Origin of the sequence: Mesorhizobium sp. M1348 (genome assembly GCF_040317925.1) — a bacterium.
Classification (GTDB): Bacteria; Pseudomonadota; Alphaproteobacteria; order Rhizobiales; family Rhizobiaceae; genus Mesorhizobium.
Genome location: NZ_JAMYLH010000007.1, coordinates 280,574 through 297,847, shown reverse-complemented (window position 1 = coordinate 297,847; position 17,274 = coordinate 280,574). Strand labels below are relative to the sequence as shown.

Sequence of the window (17,274 nt, the reverse complement as noted above, 5' to 3'; positions counted from 1 at the left end):
GAGTAGGGGAGTAGGGGAGTAGGGGAGTAGGGGAGTAGGGGAGTAGGGGAGTAGGGGAGTAGGGGAGCTAGTCGGGTGACAGTTTGCGGATTAGAAGGCGAAGAAGCTTCCCAACGCTTTCGGTACTCGCCAACAATGAAGCCGCGGTCGCCTTCGGCGCGATGCCGGTACGCTCGGCGATCAGAAGCTGAGTTTCCAATTCCTTCAATGATCCTTGAGCGATACGCAGAAATTGTTGATAGAAACCTCGGATCTCTCTGCCATATCCCTCCGCAATGTTCGACGGCACCGAGCTTGCAGCGCGCCGCACTTGGCTGGTCAGTCTATAAAGTTCTTCCTTGGGCCATGATTTCATCGCGCCGTAAACGGCCACAGCAAGGTCCATTGCCTGCTGCCAGACTATCAAATCCTTGTAGGAACCTGTTTTCTCAGCCATTCGTCCCTACTCCCCTACTCCCCTACTCCCCTACTCCCCTACTCCCCTACTAGACATTCAGCAGCAAATACTCCCTCTCCCACGGGCTGATCACTTCCATGAAGGTTTCGAATTCCGCTCGCTTGATCGCCGCATAGGTGGCGGCAAATGACTTGCCGAGCAGCGCGCAGAGTTCCTCGTCTGCCTCGAACAGGTCGACGGCTTCGAGCAGGCTGCGCGGCAGGTCGATCTGGTCCTCGTTGGCGGTCGTCAGAACCGGCGGCTCGGCCTGGATCTTGTTGGTCATGCCGATCAGCCCGCAGGCGAGCGATGCCGCCATCGCCAGATAGGGATTGGCGTCAGAGGACGGGATGCGGTTTTCGACGCGCCGCGCCGCCGGGTCGGAGCGGGGCACGCGGAAGGCCGTGGTGCGGTTGTCGTAGCCCCATTTGTTATTGACCGGCGCCGAGGCCGACTGCGTAAGCCGCCGGTAGGAATTGACATACGGCGCAAACATCACCAGCGCGTTCGGCACATGTTTCTGCATGCCGCCGATGAAGTGGAAGAAGGCGTCGGTCTCCGAGCCGTCCTCCGCCGAAAAGACGTTCTTGCCGGTCTTCTTGTCGATGATCGACTGATGAATATGCATGGCCGAACCGGGCTGCCCCTGGATCGGCTTGGCCATGAACGTGGCGTAGATTTCGTGCTTGAGCGCCGCTTCGCGGATGGTGCGCTTGAACATGAACACCTGGTCGGCGAGCTCGATCGGATCGCCGTGACGCAGATTGATTTCGAGCTGGCCGGCGCCCTCCTCGTGGATCAGCGTGTCGATCTCCAGGCCCTGGCTTTCGGAGAAATGGTAGATGTCGTCGATCAGTTCGTCGAATTCGTTGACCCCGGCGATCGAATAGCCGGCACCGCCGCCGATCGGCCGCCCGGAGCGCCCGACAGGCGGGGTGAGCGGGTAGTCCGGATCGGGGTTCTTGCGCACCAGATAGAACTCGATCTCGGGCGCCACGACCGGTCTCAGCCCACGCTTGTCATAGGCGGCAAGCACGCGCTTCAGCACGTTGCGCGGCGTGAACTCGACCGAGCGGCCGTCCTGGTGGACGAGGTCGCAGATAACCGCCGCGGTAGGGTCCTCCTCCCACGGCACCACCGTCAGCGTCGAGAGGTCAGGCATCAGCTTGAGGTCGCCGTCGTCCTCCGGATAGTGGAAGCCGTTGCCGTCCTCCGGATAGCCGCCGGAAATCGTTGTCATGAACACCGCCGAAGGCAGCGCTAGCGAGGTGTTGGAGGTGAACTTCTTCGATGGCATCATCTTGCCGCGCGCAACCCCGGCCTGGTCGGGTGTGATGCATTCGATATCTTCGATGCCGCGCCATTCCAGCCAGGCGCTGACTTCCTTCCAGTTCTTGACGCCACGTTGGTTTTTCACGAAGGCAGGCGTGCGGGCGCGTCCTCCGCGGCTCGACGGACGGACTTCCTTTTTTGCAGGCGGCATCAATCACCAGATTTGTTGCAGATTGTGGAGTATAGCCGTTGCCGACGACGAAAGGGAAGGGGAGCCGGTTGGCGTGCGCCTCGATAACCGGGGGAACACAACGACTTCCGGATAAAAGCCTTCTGGTCTAGGGTCGGCCTCCCGCAACGCTGCAATTAATGGGCCGCATGCAACGCAGCCGCAAACTGACGACGATCGGCTTCGACGCCGATGACACGCTGTGGCAGAACGAACAGTTCTTCCGCATGACAGAGAAGCGCTTTGCCGCACTGCTCGCCGATCACGCCGAGGAGGACCGGATTTCAGCAAGATTGCTGGAGGCCGAGAAGCGCAACCTCGCGGTCTACGGCTTCGGCATCAAGGGGTTCACGCTGTCGATGATCGAGACGGCGATCGAGGTCACCAACGGCCAGGTGCTGGCCCCGACTATCGCCGAAATTCTCGCCGCGGGCCGCGAGATGCTCAGCCATCCGATCGAGCCGCTTCCGCATGCGCGCGAAACCGTGGAAAAGCTGGCCGGCGCCTACCGCCTGGTGCTGATCACCAAGGGCGACCTGTTCGACCAGGAACGCAAGCTGGCGCAATCCGGCCTGGGCGAGCTGTTTGATGCCGTCGAGATCGTCAGCGACAAGAGCGCGGCCACCTATAGGCGCATCTTCAGCCGCCACGGCGACGGCCCGGAAATGGGCATGATGGTCGGCAACTCGCTCAAATCGGACGTCGTGCCGGCCATCGAAGCCGGCAGTTGGGGCGTCCACGTTCCGCATGAGCTGACCTGGGTGCTGGAACATGTCGAGCCGCCGGTCTCGGCACCACGCTTTCGCCAGATAGCCAATCTCGGTGAACTGCCGGGCTTGATCGATCGTGTCGGCGAGATTGATTGATCAGGTCTGCAGCCGAGGCATCGCGGTAGGCGTCAATCGCGGCCAATTCCGATCAGCCGATCGATCACCGGCTGCAGCCTTTCGGTGGTGATCGGCTTGACAACCACTGCATCGATGACGCTGGACAGGCCAAGACTCTCCGGAGTGCCGGTCTTGACTGAAAGCAGGATCACCGACGGAAGCGATCTGCCTGACGCTCTTCGCAGTGCATCGATACCCGACAGCAAGGCGTCGCAGTCCCCGTTCTCCGCTCCGCCATCGAGAACGACAGTCCCGGGAATCAGCGCGTGCAAGGCTTTTGCCGCGGTTTCGGGAGTTTCCGAGATCGGTTTGAGGCCGGACCGCTCCACGATCTTTGAAACCACGACGCGGTTGATCGGTGATTTTCCGACCACCAGCACCCGCGAGAAATCCGGGAGCATCCGCGTCTCCACGTGCCGGCTAACGAAAGCCAGCTGTTTTGCAGTCTCGATATCGCGATTCGCTGGGCACATGGCGGGGTAGGCCGTTGTTCATTGTTTCAATGCAGGGTTGAAACTCGAGAGGTAATTGGCGTGAGATCACTGCTCATGTCAAGCTCAAATGGCATATCAGGAGAATATCGCAAGAAACATTAAAATTAAAATTAAGTGCTTTTCTTTGCCGCCTCTCGAGGGAGAAGTCGCCACCACAACCGGGCAGGCTTCAGCGAAAATTTGCCTTTGCAGCGCGAACGCATCAACTCGCCGCCATAGCCGGATTGACGTAAGGTTGGATGAAGGCGCGACTAGTCTGTCGCGAGCTTGTCGTATCGCCTCGCCCGACTATCCTTCCTCGTTGGCTGAGCACGTCTCTTTGAGCGACGGGAGATGATAATGGAACTCGTGACTCACAAGAAATTCAAAAACGGCCGGTTGATGCCATGGGGAAAGGGTACGGTCGTTAGCGGCGCAAAGGGGTTTGTCTACCTTTCCGGAAACACCGCGACGGCCGAGGACTACGATCCGATCGGCAAAAGCGGCGGCGGCGCCGTCGGTGATGCGGCCGCGCAGTGGCGCGCAATTCTCACCAACATCAAATCAGATCTGGAGGAGCTTGGCAGTGCGCTCGAGCATCTCATCAGGCTGACCTTCTTCGTTAAGGGGCCATTTCCCGATGGCGGGGTGCTGAGCTCGCCCAATTTTCGCCTGGACGTCTTGGACGACTTCTTTGCCGTGCACTGCCCGAAGCACTGCAGCTACAACAACCCGCCGCCCTCGGAAGTTATTGGGGTTGCAGCACTTGCGCAGCCTGATCTTGTCATTGAAATCGTTGCACTAGCAGCTCTGCCGGACTAGGCAGAGCCGCGGCCTGCGAGGTGCGATAGCATGCGTTCAAAAGCGGCGCGGTGCTATCGAGTTCATCAGTCGTGGCTCCGCTGCGTGACGATGACCGGGATCAGCAGATCGCCCCAGTTGCCGTCGCCGCCATGGTGCCGTGCCGAGCGCACCAGTTCGACCGAGACGCCGGCCTCGACCGCCTTCATCACCGACTGATTGAGCCTGTGCAGGTCGTTCGCCAGCATGCGGATGGTCGCCTGCTGGTCGACATTCATGCTGGTGGCCTGCTCTTCGGCCCGTTCCTTGACGCGGCTTATCGATGCCATTGGTCTTCTCCCTGTGTTGCCATGTCTGTTGTGTTGCCATGCCCGTTTGGGCGTTCCCTCTGTTTGTCTGCTATTCCGCCGCCGGCCTGAACTGGGCGTGCTCGGTCGATCCATGCATGGCCGTGGTCGAAGATTGGCCACCGGTGATCGCCATCGAGACGGCGTCGAAATAGCCGGTGCCGACCTCGCGCTGGTGCTTGGTGGCGGTGTAGCCATTGGCTTCCGCGGCGAATTCCGCCTCCTGCAGTTCCGAATAGGCTGCCATCTGCCGCTCCTTGTAGCCGCGGGCGAGCTCGAACATGCCGAAATTGAGCTGGTGGAAACCGGCCAGCGTAATGAACTGGAACTTGTAACCCATGGCGCCGAGTTCCTTCTGGAACTTCGCAATCGTCGCGTCGTCGAGATTCTTCTTCCAGTTGAAAGACGGCGAGCAATTATAGGCAAGCAGCTTGCCCGGATGGTGCTTGCGCACACCCTCGGCAAACGTCCTGGCCTGCGCCAGATCGGGCTTGGAAGTCTCGCACCAGATCAGGTCCGCATAGGGCGCATAGGCGACGGCGCGGGCGATGCAGGGCTCGATGCCGTTGCTGACATGGTAGAAGCCCTCCGCCGTGCGGCCGGCGCCATAATCGACGAAGGGCCGGTCGCGTTCGTCGATGTCGGAGGTCAAGAGCTTTGCCGCCTCCGCGTCGGTGCGCGCCACGACCAGCGTCGGCGTGCCCATGACGTCGGCGGCAAGCCGCGCCGCGTTGAGGTTGCGGATGTGTGCGGCGGTCGGGATCAGCACCTTGCCGCCGAGATGGCCGCATTTCTTCTCCGAAGCCAGCTGGTCCTCGTAATGTACGCCGGCCGCACCCGCCTCGATGAACGCCTTCATGATCTCGAAAGCGTTGAGCGGCCCGCCGAAGCCGGCTTCCGCATCGGCGACGATCGGCGCGAACCAGGTGTCGACCGACAGCCCCTTGCCTTCGGAAGTTTCGATCTGGTCGGCCCGCTGTAAGGTGCGGTTTATGCGCTTGACCAGTTCGGGCGCGGCATTTGCGGGATAGAGCGACTGGTCCGGGTACATGGCGGAAGCGGTATTGGCATCGGCGGCGACCTGCCATCCCGACAGATAGATCGCTTTCAGCCCGGCCCGCACCTGCTGCATCGCCTGGTTGCCCGACATGGCACCCAGCGCGTTGACGAAATCCTCTTCATGAATGAGCTGCCACAGCCGGTTCGCGCCCATTTCGGCGAGGCTCTGCCGAATCTGCACCGAGCCGCGCAGCCGTTTCACGTCCTCTGGCGAATACGGCCGTTCGATGCCATCAAAGCGACCTTGCGGCGCCGACGGGACAAGATTGTAAAAGTCGGTCATTGGTCACTCCAGGCTGGCTTTAATGCCGGTTTCGGGAACGCCGTACAGGGGAATATGTGCGCCGTATGTGTGACATCATTTACATGTCGGCACCTAGGCAAGCGAGACAAACTCCGAAATTGCTCATGAAATAAGAGAAAACCTGTGTTGTGTTTGACTGATGGGAGATGTAAATTTGTCATGATTGTAAACGCCAGCCATGCCATCAGCGAATGTAAATTCTTGTCAAGGACAGTCGATTGGCCGATCATAAAATCTTTGCCGGGCCGCGCATTCGTCGCATCCGCAACGCCAAGGGCCTGACCCAGACAGCGATGGCCGCAGGGCTCGGCATCTCGCCGTCCTATCTCAATCTCATCGAGCGCAACCAGCGGCCGCTGACGGTGCAACTGATCTTGAGGCTGGCATCCGTCTACAAGGTCGACCCACACGAATTGCAGGGCGAGGCGAGGGGGTCGGTCGCCGATTTGAAGGAAGTGTTTTCAGATCCGTTGCTGGCCGGCGAATTGCCGGGCGATCAGGAACTCATCGAGCTTGCCGAGGCGGCGCCAAACGCTTCCGCCGCTGTCATAAAGCTGTTTCGCGCCTATCGCGAGCAGGCCGAGCGATTATCGGATCTCAACGAACTGCTCGCGCGCGAGGGCAAAGCCACCGCACTCTCCGGCGCCCGGCTGCCGATCGACCAAGTGCATGAGATTTTCGAACGCCGGCCGAACCATTTTACCGCGCTCGAAGAGGAAGCCGAGGCATTCACGTCGGTGCTCGATCCCGGCGACGATCTGTTCAGTGCGTTGAAGGCCTGGCTGCGGCGTGAATTCGGCATCGTCGTCAAGGTACTGCCGGTCGCCACCATGCCCAACTGGCGCCGTCGCTATGACCGTCACTCGCAGCGCCTGTTCCTGTCCGAGCGCCTGTCGCCATTCGATCAGCTGCGCGAGGTGGCTATGGAGGCCTGCCTGATCCGCATGAGCGTCGCTGTCGCTGCCGAGATCCAGGCGCTGAAGCTGGCCACGGACGAAGCCCGCCGGCTGGCACGTTTCGAGCTCGGCCGCTATGCCGCGCACGCTCTGATGATGCCCTACCAGCCTTTTCACGCCGCCGCGGTCCGTGCCCGCTATGACATCGACATGTTGCGGTCGCGCTTCGGCGTCTCCTTCGAGCAGGCGGCGAACCGGCTGACCACGCTGCAGCGGCCAGGTGCGTCGGGCGTGCCGTTCTTCATGCTCGAGGTCGACAGTGCCGGCAATCGGTTCCGCAAGGCGGGCAGCCACGGCTTTCCGCAAAGCCGCTTCGGCGGCGGCTGTCCGAAGCTGCCGGTCCACGCCGCCTTCGCCCAGCCCGGCCAGATCCTGGTCGAGGCCGTGGAAATGCCCGATGGTGCGGCGTTTCTTTGCATCGCCCGCACGCTCGAAGGCCCGCAGGGCTCGTTTGCCGAGCGACCGCGGCGCACGGCGCTGCTGCTCAGCTGCGACATCGGCTTTCGCGACGAGGTCGTCTATGGAGCGGCATTGCCGGGGCCGGCCGCCATCGGCAAGGCCGGACAGAGCGCCGCTGTGCTGGCGACGCCGATAGGCCCTGCCTGCCGGCTGTGCGAACGCATCGGCTGCCTCGCCCGCGCCGAGCCACCCGTGACACGTCCGCTCGGCCTCGACGAAATGGTGACCGGACTGTCGGCGTTCGATTTTCAGTGACGGTGCCGAAGAAACCTGGCCGTCTTGCCACAATCACCGCCCTTTGGTGGATCACGCCCGGGCCCCGACTTTGCACTACGCGAATGGGGCACATCTTTGTCGTCCGTTGCGCATCGTGCGGCGCCGAAATGTTCGACAGTCCTAATCATGACCGACATATCATCACCGCAGATCGCCGTTTCGCCTCCGCGAAATGAGGAGCGTATCGGTTTCCTGCTGGTGTTCCTGTCGGCGCTGATGTGGAGCCTCGGCGGCACCATTGCCCGTTTCATCGATGCCACCGACAGCTGGACGGCGGTGTTCTGGCGTTCGGTCTGGGCCGCCGCCTTCCTGCTCTGTTTCATGGTCTGGCGCGACAGCTGGCATGGCACGCTGAAGCTGTTTCGCGACATGGGCCTGGCTGGCCTTGCGGTGGCATTCTGCTTCGCCACGGCCTCGACCTCTTTCGTCGTGGCGCTTGCTTATACTACCGTCGCCAACATCCTCCTGATGCAGGCCGGCGTGCCGCTTCTGGCAGCGCTGTTTGCCTGGGCGCTGTTTCGCGAACGGGTGGCCTTGGCGACCTGGCTGGCGATTGCCGCAGTCATTGCAGGCGTCGCCATCATGGTCTCGGAATCGCTCGATGGCGCTGTGTCGCCGATCGGCGACGGGCTGGCGCTGCTCATCGCCGTCATGTTCTCGATCGCCACCGTCATCACGCGCCGCTTTGCCCATGTGCGCATGACCCCGGCGACCTGCCTCGGCACGATGCTGGCCGCGGCCTTCGCGGCATCGCAGGCGTCGGCCCTCGGCGTTTCCAGCCACGATATGGGCTTCCTCTTTGCCTTTGGCGTGATCAATCTGGGGCTCGGCCTCGCCTTCTTCGCCACCGGCGCCCGGCTCGTTCCGGCGGCCGTCGCGGCGCTGCTCGGCACGTTCGAACCGATCCTTGGCCCGATCTGGGTCTGGCTCATCCATTCCGAGGTGCCGTCGGCGCGTACCATCGTCGGCGGTGCGGTCGTCGTCACCGCGCTGCTCGTCCACATCGGGCTCGAATTCAAGCGCCAGACGCGGCCCGCGCGAGCGGGCGTCACCGGTGTGCCATCGCCTAATTGATGCAGCGCACGCGTCAAAGCGAGATGAACCATTGACAATGTCGCAGCCGCACGGGCAGGCTGCGATCACGGCAACAACAAGACAGGCTTATCTTGCCAAGTCTCCATGCCGGCCGCATCGAGGCCGGACAACATCGTCGTCTCCCTGCCCGCGCCGTAGCGAAAGCTTCCGACGGCGCCGGAACACCACCAACGCCACGCCAGGTCTTCATTGTCGCCTCGTCGCTGAACAATAGTAGCGCCGGCAATTCGCGCTTGTCGCCTGCCTGCAAGCCCAATACCCTGAAGCAAATGCCCAGCCGCGCGGACGCCGCGACGTGCTGGCGATGGAACACTCATCAAAGGAGAATAGCATGATCCGCAAAGCGCTCTGGCTTTCGGCGACTTCGGCGTTTCTGGCAGCTTTTAGCTTGGGCGCGCATGCCGAGGATCGCGTCGTCAACGTGTTCAACTGGTCGGACTATATCGACAGTTCGATCATCGACGACTTCACCAAGGAAACCGGCATCAAGGTCGTCTACGACACTTTCGATTCCAACGAGATACTGGAAACGAAACTGCTCGCCGGCGGCAGCGGCTATGACGTTGTCGTGCCCAGCGGCAATTTCCTTGCACGCCAGATCCAGGCGGGTGTGTTCCAGAAGCTCGACAAATCGAAACTGCCGAATATTTCCAACATGTGGGATGTTATTTCGGAGCGGACCAAAGAATACGACCCCGGTAACGAATATTCTGTCAACTATATGTGGGGAACGGTCGGAATTGGCTACAACATCAAGAAAGTGCAGGCGGCACTTGGCTCCGACAAGATCGACAGCTGGGACGTGTTCTTCAATCCCGAAAGCCTGGCCAAATTGAAGGACTGCGGCGTCTATGTGCTGGACTCGCCGGCGGACATGATACCGGCTGCATTGAAATATCTCGGTCTTGACCCGAACAGCACGTCTGCCGACGATATTGCCAAGGCCGAGGAGGCTCTGCTCAAGGTCCGGCCCTATATCCGCAAGTTCCACTCTTCCGAATACATCAACGCCCTGGCCAACGGCGACATCTGCCTGGCGGTCGGCTTCTCGGGCGACATCTTCCAGGCGCGCGACCGCGCCGATGAAGCCAAGCAGGGTGTCGAAATCGGCTACTCCGTGCCGAAGGAAGGGGCGCAGATATGGTTTGATCAGATGGCGATACCGGCCGATGCACCGCACGTCGCCGAGGCACACGAATTCCTCAACTACATGATGAAACCGGAAGTGATCGCCAAGTCGTCGAATGCCGTTCTGTACGCCAACGGCAACAAGGCTTCGCAGCAGTTCATCGACAAGGGGATCCTGGAAGATCCGGCGATCTATCCGGACGCTGCCACCTTGCAGAAGCTCTACACCGTCTCGCCCTACGATCCCAAGACCCAGCGCATCATCACCCGCACCTGGACCAAGATCGTCACCGGCCAATAGCAATCTGACCAGGCCCCGGCAGCCATTGCCGGGGCCGCTTTCTCATGGGGCAAGCAGCAGGACGGAGTGGGACATGAAATCGCTTGGCAGCATCCGCAGGGATTTCGCGCCATGGAACGATCCGAACGCCAAGCCATACATCCAGTTCGACAACGTCACCAAGAAATTCGGTGAGTTCACTGCGGTCAACAATCTGTCGCTGACCATTTTCGAACGCGAATTCTTTGCCTTGCTCGGAGCCTCAGGCTGCGGGAAATCGACGCTGCTCAGGATGCTCGCCGGCTTCGAGGAGCCGACCGCCGGCCGCATCCTGCTCGATGGCCAGGATCTGCGCGGCATTCCGCCCTACCGGCGGCCGGTCAACATGATGTTCCAGTCCTACGCCTTGTTTCCGCATATGACGGTCGAGAACAACATCGCGTTCGGCCTCAAGCAGGAAGGCATGGCCAAGGCCGATATCGACAGGCGAGTCGCCGAGATGCTGAAACTGGTCAAGCTCGAGCAGTTCGCCAAGCGCAAGCCGCACCAATTGTCGGGCGGCCAGCGCCAGCGCGTCGCGCTCGCCCGCTCGGTCGCCAAGCGGCCGAAAGTCCTGCTGCTCGACGAGCCGCTTGGTGCGCTGGACAAGAAGCTGCGCGAGGAAACCCAGTTCGAGCTGATGGATTTGCAGCAGAACCTCGGCCTCACCTTCGTCGTCGTCACTCATGATCAGGAAGAGGCGATGACGATGGCTGACCGCATCGCCATCATCGACAAGGGCGAGGTGATGCAGGTGGCGACGCCGGCCGAGGTCTACGAGGCGCCGGGTTCCCGCTTCGTCGCCGGCTTCGTCGGCAATGTGAATATGTTCGACGGCAAAATCGCGGCTGGCGAGGCTGGCAGCGCAAGCATCGATGCCGGCAACGGCATCACCATCCGGACCGAAAATGCCGGCAGTGCGGCCGCCGGAACATCCGTCACCTTCGCCATCAGGCCGGAGAAGATCAAGGTGTCCTCCACGAAACCGGCCGGTGTCGTCAACGCCATCGAGGGCGAGGTCTACGACATAGCCTATCTCGGCGACATGACCGTCTATCACGTCAGGCTGGATGACGGTCAGGTGGTGCGGGCGAGCACCATGAATGCGGCACGCCTCACCGAGGACCCGCTGACCTGGAACGACCGCGCCTGGGTTTCTTTCCGCCCCGACGCCGGCGTCGTTCTGACACGGTAGGGACTGATCATGTCCGCTGTCACCGCCGCAACAAGCTCTCCGGCAAGCGCTGCCGGCAAATCCGCCTTGGTCAGGCTGGGAGCGGCCTTCGTTAGCCGGCTCGTCATCATCATCCCCTATCTCTGGCTGCTGTTCTTCTTTCTCGTCCCCTTCATCATCGTCTTCAAGATTTCGCTGTCGCAGACGGCGATCGCCATGCCGCCCTACACGCCGGTGCTCGATTTCAGCGGCGGCATTTCCGGGGTTATTTCGGAATTCGGCGCACTCAATTTCGACAACTATACCTGGCTGACGCAGGACGCGCTCTACTTCAACGCCTATGTGACGAGCGTCATCGTCGCCGCCGTCTCGACGGTCCTGACATTGCTGATCGGCTATCCCATAGCCTATGGCATGGCGCGCGCTCCGGCGACGATCCGCCCGACCTTGCTGATGCTGGTGATCCTGCCGTTCTGGACCTCGTTCCTGATCCGTGTCTATGCCTGGATCGGCATCCTCAAGCCCGAGGGCCTGCTCAACCAGCTGCTGCTCGCAACCGGCATCATCAGCCAGCCGCTGATCATCCTCAACACCTATACGGCGATCTTCATCGGCATCGTTTACTCCTATCTGCCGTTCATGGTGCTGCCGCTCTATTCGTCCTTGGAGAAAATGGACCATACGCTGATCGAGGCGGCCAAGGATCTCGGCTGCCCGCCGACCAGCGCCTTCTGGAAGATCACCTTTCCGCTGTCGCTGCCCGGCGTCATCGCCGGCTGCCTGCTGGTGTTCATTCCCGCCGTCGGCGAGTTCGTCATTCCCGACCTGCTCGGCGGCTCGCAGACACTGATGATCGGCAGGACGCTGTGGAACGAGTTCTTCGCCAACCGTGACTGGCCGGTGTCGTCCGCCGTCGCCGTGATCTTGCTGCTGCTGCTGATCGTGCCGATCATGCTCTTCCAGCGAGCCCAGGCGCGCGCCCAGGAGCAGGACCAATGAATGCGACCTGGAGCCGCTTCAACATCATTTCGATCGTGCTCGGCTTTGCCTTTCTTTACCTGCCGATCGTCCTGCTCGTCGTGTTCTCTTTCAACGAGTCGAAGCTGGTCACCGTCTGGGGCGGCTTCTCGACAAGATGGTACGTCTCGCTGTTCCACAACCGGGGTCTGATGGACGCCACCTGGGTGACGGCCCGGGTCGGCGTCATCTCGGCAACCGTGGCGACCGTGCTCGGCACGCTGGCGGCGCTCACCTTGACACGCTACACGCGCTTTCGCGGCCGGCTGCTGTTTTCCGGCATGGTGTTTGCGCCGCTGGTCATGCCTGAAGTCATCACCGGCCTGTCGCTGCTGCTGCTCTTCGTCGCCGTCGGCCTCGACCGCGGCTTTCTGACGGTGACGCTTGCCCACACAACGCTAACCATGTGCTTCGTTGCGGTAGTGGTTCAGTCGCGCCTGATCACTTTCGATCGTTCGCTGGAAGAGGCCGCGATGGACCTCGGTGCGCCACCGGTGAAGACCTTCTTCCAGATCACGCTGCCGGTTATCATGCCGGCTATCGTCTCCGGCTGGATGCTGGCCTTCACGCTGTCGCTCGACGATCTGGTTATTGCCAGCTTCACCTCGGGGCCTGGCGCCACGACGCTGCCGATGAAGATCTACAGCCAGGTTCGCCTTGGCGTGACGCCGGAAATCAACGCGGCCTGCACCATCTTGATCGCGGTCGTCGCAGTTGGCGTGATCATCGCTTCGCTCGCAAACAAACGGCGCGAGGTGCAGCGCCAGCGCGACGAGCGGGCCGCGCAGCGAGGTTGAAGGGCTCGCTACTCTCCCGAGACGCCGCGGCTTATCGGCGAGATGAACGGCGTGCTCCACGTGCCGCCGACGAAGAACGACGACTGCTTGGGCGCCTGGCCGTTCGTCTGCGTGGCAGCCTGGCTCGGCTGGACGATGCCGCCGGACAGTGCCAGCCCGCGTCCGGCATAGGATGCGATGCCGGAAAGCCAGATCTTGTATTGCGCGGAATTCACCTCGGCCTTGTCGATGCGCGCCACGCCGTTCGAAATGCTCGCCTTGAGCTCGGCCCCGTCGATCGGCAGCGTTCCGTCCGAGACGTCGTCCAGCGCGAAGAATCCGCCCTGTTCGGTGTGCTTGAGGAACGCCGGCAGGTTAAGCCGGCTCAGCGCACCCGCGCCGAACGTCGCGGACAGCGAGCCATTGGCGTTTTCGAAAATGGAGTCCCAGGTTCTGCCAGGCCCCTTGAGGATGACCGAAACGGTTCCAGTGCCGATCGGCACCAGCCGCGTCATCCCGGCCGCGGTGCCGAAAGCGCCGCCGTCGATATCGGAAGCGAGCAGCCGGATCTCGACTTCGGTGCCGGCGGGCTTGCGGTCGAAACGGACGCTGCTCTGGACGTTGCCGCCAAAGGCGGATGCATCCGAGATGTCGAAGACGGCAAGGCCGTTCTTGACCTGGGCGGTGGCGGCGACGTCGGCAAGCTGGATGGCGCCGGCCGTGGCATGCGCCGCCGACAGTCTGAGATCGAGATTGATCCGGTCGGCGAAGCTCGTATCGATTTCGCCCGGACCGGTGCCGCCGGCGGATGGCACCGGGGTAAAGGCGGAGAGAAACGATCTGAGGTCGAGCGTATCGAAAGCAAGTGTGCCGGAGATCACCGGCAGTGCCTCGCCGTAGGTGAAGTCCAGCGCGCCCATTCCGGGATTGTTGTCGAGGGTCAGGGCTGTGTTTTCGAATTTGATGCGCCCGGCCGTCGCCGTGATCTTGCTTGAAACCGAGATCGAGCCGATTGCGGCACCGGGCGCGATGCCGGCCTGCGACCATTCGAGCACGCGTCGGAGCGAAGGTGCGGCGAATTTTGCCTGGCCGTCGAAATAGCCGTTTTCCGACATGCTGGCGCGGCCGTCGAACGAAAAACTGGCCGGTGCCGCCTTGAAGGAAAACGTGACCGGTGCTGTGCCGCCACCAAACAGCACAAGCGGGTTCGGCGATGCGGCGTCGATGGCAACGCTTTCGCCGCGCCATATCCCGGTCGCCGACAGCGTCGCATTGCTGTTCATCGCGGCCCAGTTCGCCTGGCCGCTCAGGCTGCTCAGTATCTCCTGGTCCTTGCCGCCGATGGCAGCCACTACGCGGCCGTCCCTGAACTCGACTGTGCCGAACGGATCTGTCGGCAGGTTGCCGAGATCCGGCTTGGCGGGATTTGTGTTGATCACCGCGCGGGCAGCATCGATCGAACGCGTAATGCGCCCGCCGGTGGGAATCGCTGGCAGGAAAAACCCGCTCGCGGTACGCTGGACCCTGATCGTCGGTCGCACCAGCCGCGCTGTCGAAAACACCACGTCGCCCCGCAGCGCCGCCATGGCCGAGAGGTCGACCTCGACCCGTTCGGCCTCGACCACGGGCGGCGCATCCGTCTCCGTCCATTGCGACAGCGTCACGTCGCTCAGGATCGCCCGGAAATTCGGCCAGACCTCGATGCGCGGCGCGCCGTCGATGGTGACCCGGAAACCACTCCACGCGCTCATTTCCCACGCGATACGGTCGCGTACGATGCGAGTCGAGGCGATCAACGGCAAGGCTGCGACAACCAGCGCGATGACGATGACGGCTGCGCCGATCGCCCATATTCCGCGTCGGATCAAAGGTGATGGCATATCGCCCCGTATGCTTCCATTCCGACAAAATCGCCCGACGGGTGTAACCGACGGCTGACGCATTTCAAGTCTTTATGGCCCGGCGATGGCATTTGCGCACACCCTGACCGGCGCGGTCCAACAAAATCTTGCCCTGCTGCATCGCGATATGCATAAGCGATGCAGCCTGCGGAGGAACAATGATGGCTGACGACGCACCGCTCTGGATCCCGACGCAAGAGCAGATCGAAGCGGCGCCGATGACCGCCTTCATGAACGCCGCGGCGAGCATGGCCGGCAAGGCTTTCTCCTCCTATACCGACCTGCATCGCTGGTCGATTGATGATCGCGAGACCTTCTGGAGCCTGGTCTGGGACTTTTGTGGCATCGTCGGCGACAAGGGCGAACGCGTGCTGGTCGATGGCGACAAGATGCCCGGCGCGACCTTCTTTCCTGAGGCAAAGCTGAACTTCGCCGAGAATCTGCTGAAGAAAACCGGGCTTGGCGACGCAATCGTCTTTCGCGGCGAGGACAAGGTCGAGCGGCGGCTGTCCTGGAACGAGCTGCATGCGCTGACCTCGCGCCTGCAGCAGCTTTTCCTGTCGCTCAAGGTGAAGAAGGGCGACCGCATCGCCGCGATGATGCCCAACATGCCGGAAACGGTTGCTGCGATGCTGGCTGCCGCCTCGATCGGCGCCGTCTGGTCGTCCTGCTCCCCAGATTTCGGTGAGCAGGGTGTTCTCGACCGGTTCGGCCAGATCGAGCCTGTCATATTCATCGCGCCGGACGGCTACTGGTACAATGGCAAGGCGATCGAAGTCGCCGACAAGATCGCGGCCGTGGCGGGCAAGCTCGCCACCGTCCGCAAAGTCCTCATTGTCGACTATCTCGGCACCTCGCTCGACGTCGCGGCGACCATCGGCAAGGCGGCTTCGCTGGAAGAGGCGCTGTCACCCTTTGGCGCCAGGCCTGTCAGCTACGAGAGGCTGCCGTGTTCGCATCCGCTGTACATCCTGTTTTCGTCGGGCACGACCGGCATTCCCAAATGCATTGTCCATTCGGCCGGCGGAACGCTGATCCAGCATGTCAAGGAAGAACGGCTGCATGCCGGCCTGCTCGACGGCGACCGCTTCTTCTACTTCACCACCTGCGGCTGGATGATGTGGAACTGGCTGGTGTCGGGCCTGGTATCGGGCGCCACCTTGCTGCTCTACGACGGCTCGCCCTTCTACCCGGACGGCAATGCGCTGTTCGACTTCGCCGATGCCGAAAAGATGACGTATTTCGGCACCTCGGCCAAATTCATCGATTCCGTGCGCAAGGCCGGCCTGAAGCCGATCCGCACGCATGATCTTTCCAGCGTGCGCACCATCTCCTCGACCGGCTCGCCGCTATCGCCGGAAGATTTCCGTTTCGTCTATGAGGGCATCAAGAAAGACGTGCATCTCGCCTCGATCTCCGGCGGCACCGATATCGTCTCCTGCTTCGTGCTCGGCGTGCCGATCGAACCGGTATGGACCGGCGAGATACAGGGGCCCGGCCTCGGCCTTGCCGTCGATGTCTGGGACGATGACGGCCGGCCGCTCCGCCAGGAGAAGGGCGAGCTCGTCTGCACCAAGGCGTTTCCGGCGATGCCGATCGGCTTCTGGAACGACCCTGACGGCAGGAAATACAAAGCCGCCTATTTCGAACGTTTCGACAATGTCTGGTGCCACGGTGATTTCGCCGAATGGACTGTCCATGGTGGCCTGATCATCCATGGCCGTTCCGACGCCACACTCAATCCGGGCGGTGTCAGGATCGGCACAGCGGAGATCTACAATCAGGTCGAGCAAATGCCGGAAATCCTCGAAGCACTATGCATCGGCCAGGATTTCGACAATGACGTTCGTGTCGTGCTGTTCGTGCGGCTGGCGGCCGGCGTCGAGCTCGATGCCGAGCTGGAAAAACGCATCCGCGCGAAAATCCGCACCGGGGCGAGCCCGCGCCACGTGCCGGCCAAGATCGTCGCCGTCAGCGATATTCCGCGAACCAAATCGGGCAAGATCACCGAGCTCGCGGTACGCGACATGGTGCATGGCCGCGCCATCAAGAACAAGGAAGCGCTCGCCAATCCTGAAGCGCTCGAGCTGTTCCGCAACCTGCCGCAGCTTGCCGACTGACCCCGGGGTCCAAGGTGGAGCCCGTCTTGAGGTCTCCGGTATCGTTAACGAATTGTCTCTTCGGAATTTACCTAGATTTCATGAGTGGTACACATTGGTAAATTTTCCGGCGTGGCGGTAAGGATTTGTTAAGGCCCGGCATCGATAGTCGTGTGTAACTTGAGGGAGAAATCCCGTTCCTCTTAGCCCCGAGAGGATCTGATTCGCTCAAGCCCCGTTGTGACAGCAATTCCAATTTCTCAAGG

15 protein-coding genes are annotated in these 17,274 nt (G+C 61.7%); 9 read left to right on the top strand and 6 right to left on the bottom strand.

The genetic code is table 11. The features are described 5' to 3' along the window. Positions 1–67 precede the first annotated feature (67 nt). Positions 68–436: a four helix bundle protein gene (locus NKH13_RS15615; protein ID WP_352912928.1), complete on the bottom strand. Its 369-nt coding sequence runs from the start codon at positions 434–436 to the stop codon at positions 68–70. Positions 437–485: 49 nt separating this feature from the next. Further along, positions 486–1,919, bottom strand: coding sequence for a glutamine synthetase family protein (locus NKH13_RS15610; RefSeq protein WP_352464968.1), 1,434 nt, complete (start codon positions 1,917–1,919; stop codon positions 486–488). 167 nt (positions 1,920–2,086) lie between these two features. Between NKH13_RS15610 and NKH13_RS15605 the strand changes: the two genes are divergently transcribed. After that, positions 2,087–2,803, top strand: coding sequence for an HAD family hydrolase (locus NKH13_RS15605; RefSeq protein ID WP_352912927.1), 717 nt, complete (start codon positions 2,087–2,089; stop codon positions 2,801–2,803). 32 nt (positions 2,804–2,835) lie between these two features. On the opposite strand, the gene NKH13_RS15600 is transcribed toward NKH13_RS15605, so the two are convergent. Further along, positions 2,836–3,225, bottom strand: coding sequence for an ANTAR domain-containing protein (locus NKH13_RS15600; RefSeq protein WP_352912926.1), 390 nt, complete (start codon positions 3,223–3,225; stop codon positions 2,836–2,838). A 432-nt stretch (positions 3,226–3,657) separates the two neighbouring features. On the opposite strand from NKH13_RS15600, the gene NKH13_RS15595 reads away from it, so the two are divergent. Beyond that, positions 3,658–4,119, top strand: a complete 462-nt coding sequence (locus NKH13_RS15595) for a RidA family protein (RefSeq protein ID WP_352912925.1) — start codon at positions 3,658–3,660, stop codon at positions 4,117–4,119. 65 nt (positions 4,120–4,184) lie between these two features. On the opposite strand, the gene NKH13_RS15590 is transcribed toward NKH13_RS15595, so the two are convergent. Then, entirely contained in the window at positions 4,185–4,427 is a 243-nt protein-coding gene (locus NKH13_RS15590) for an SMc00767 family acetate metabolism repressor (protein WP_023719402.1), read from the bottom strand. Between the two features lie 70 nt (positions 4,428–4,497). Then, a complete protein-coding gene (gene aceA / locus NKH13_RS15585) occupies positions 4,498–5,787 on the bottom strand; it encodes an isocitrate lyase (RefSeq protein WP_352912924.1) in 1,290 nt (429 codons plus the stop codon). A gap of 239 nt (positions 5,788–6,026) precedes the next feature. Here aceA and NKH13_RS15580 point away from each other — a divergent pair, with 239 nt between their 5' ends. The 6 genes from NKH13_RS15580 to NKH13_RS15555 all read left to right on the top strand — a co-directional run bounded on the left by NKH13_RS15580 (position 6,027) and on the right by NKH13_RS15555 (position 13,029). Beyond that, positions 6,027–7,478 (top strand): helix-turn-helix domain-containing protein, encoded by a 1,452-nt coding sequence (locus tag NKH13_RS15580; RefSeq protein WP_352912923.1) that lies wholly within the window; start codon positions 6,027–6,029, stop codon positions 7,476–7,478. Between the two features lie 147 nt (positions 7,479–7,625). Beyond that, on the top strand, positions 7,626–8,573 hold the full coding sequence (locus NKH13_RS15575; protein WP_352912922.1) for a DMT family transporter: 948 nt from the start codon (positions 7,626–7,628) through the stop codon (positions 8,571–8,573). A gap of 352 nt (positions 8,574–8,925) precedes the next feature. After that, complete coding sequence (locus NKH13_RS15570; protein WP_352912921.1) at positions 8,926–10,023, top strand: polyamine ABC transporter substrate-binding protein; 1,098 nt, start codon at positions 8,926–8,928, stop codon at positions 10,021–10,023. Between the two features lie 73 nt (positions 10,024–10,096). Further along, the gene (locus tag NKH13_RS15565) at positions 10,097–11,236 is read left to right on the top strand and encodes an ABC transporter ATP-binding protein (RefSeq protein WP_352912920.1); all 1,140 of its coding nucleotides are present in this window, start codon (positions 10,097–10,099) and stop codon (positions 11,234–11,236) included. 9 nt (positions 11,237–11,245) lie between these two features. Beyond that, a complete protein-coding gene (locus NKH13_RS15560) occupies positions 11,246–12,214 on the top strand; it encodes an ABC transporter permease subunit (RefSeq protein WP_352912919.1) in 969 nt (322 codons plus the stop codon). Next, positions 12,211–13,029, top strand: a complete 819-nt coding sequence (locus NKH13_RS15555) for an ABC transporter permease (protein ID WP_352912918.1) — start codon at positions 12,211–12,213, stop codon at positions 13,027–13,029. The genes NKH13_RS15560 and NKH13_RS15555 overlap by 4 nt, the downstream gene beginning before the upstream one ends. 8 nt (positions 13,030–13,037) lie before the next feature. Here the strand turns inward: NKH13_RS15555 and NKH13_RS15550 are convergent, their stop codons facing one another. Continuing rightward, complete coding sequence (locus tag NKH13_RS15550) at positions 13,038–14,888, bottom strand: AsmA family protein (RefSeq protein WP_352715487.1); 1,851 nt, start codon at positions 14,886–14,888, stop codon at positions 13,038–13,040. Positions 14,889–15,070: 182 nt separating this feature from the next. On the opposite strand from NKH13_RS15550, the gene NKH13_RS15545 reads away from it, so the two are divergent. After that, the gene (locus NKH13_RS15545; RefSeq protein WP_352715486.1) at positions 15,071–17,029 is read left to right on the top strand and encodes an acetoacetate--CoA ligase; all 1,959 of its coding nucleotides are present in this window, start codon (positions 15,071–15,073) and stop codon (positions 17,027–17,029) included. Positions 17,030–17,274: the final 245 nt, after the last annotated feature.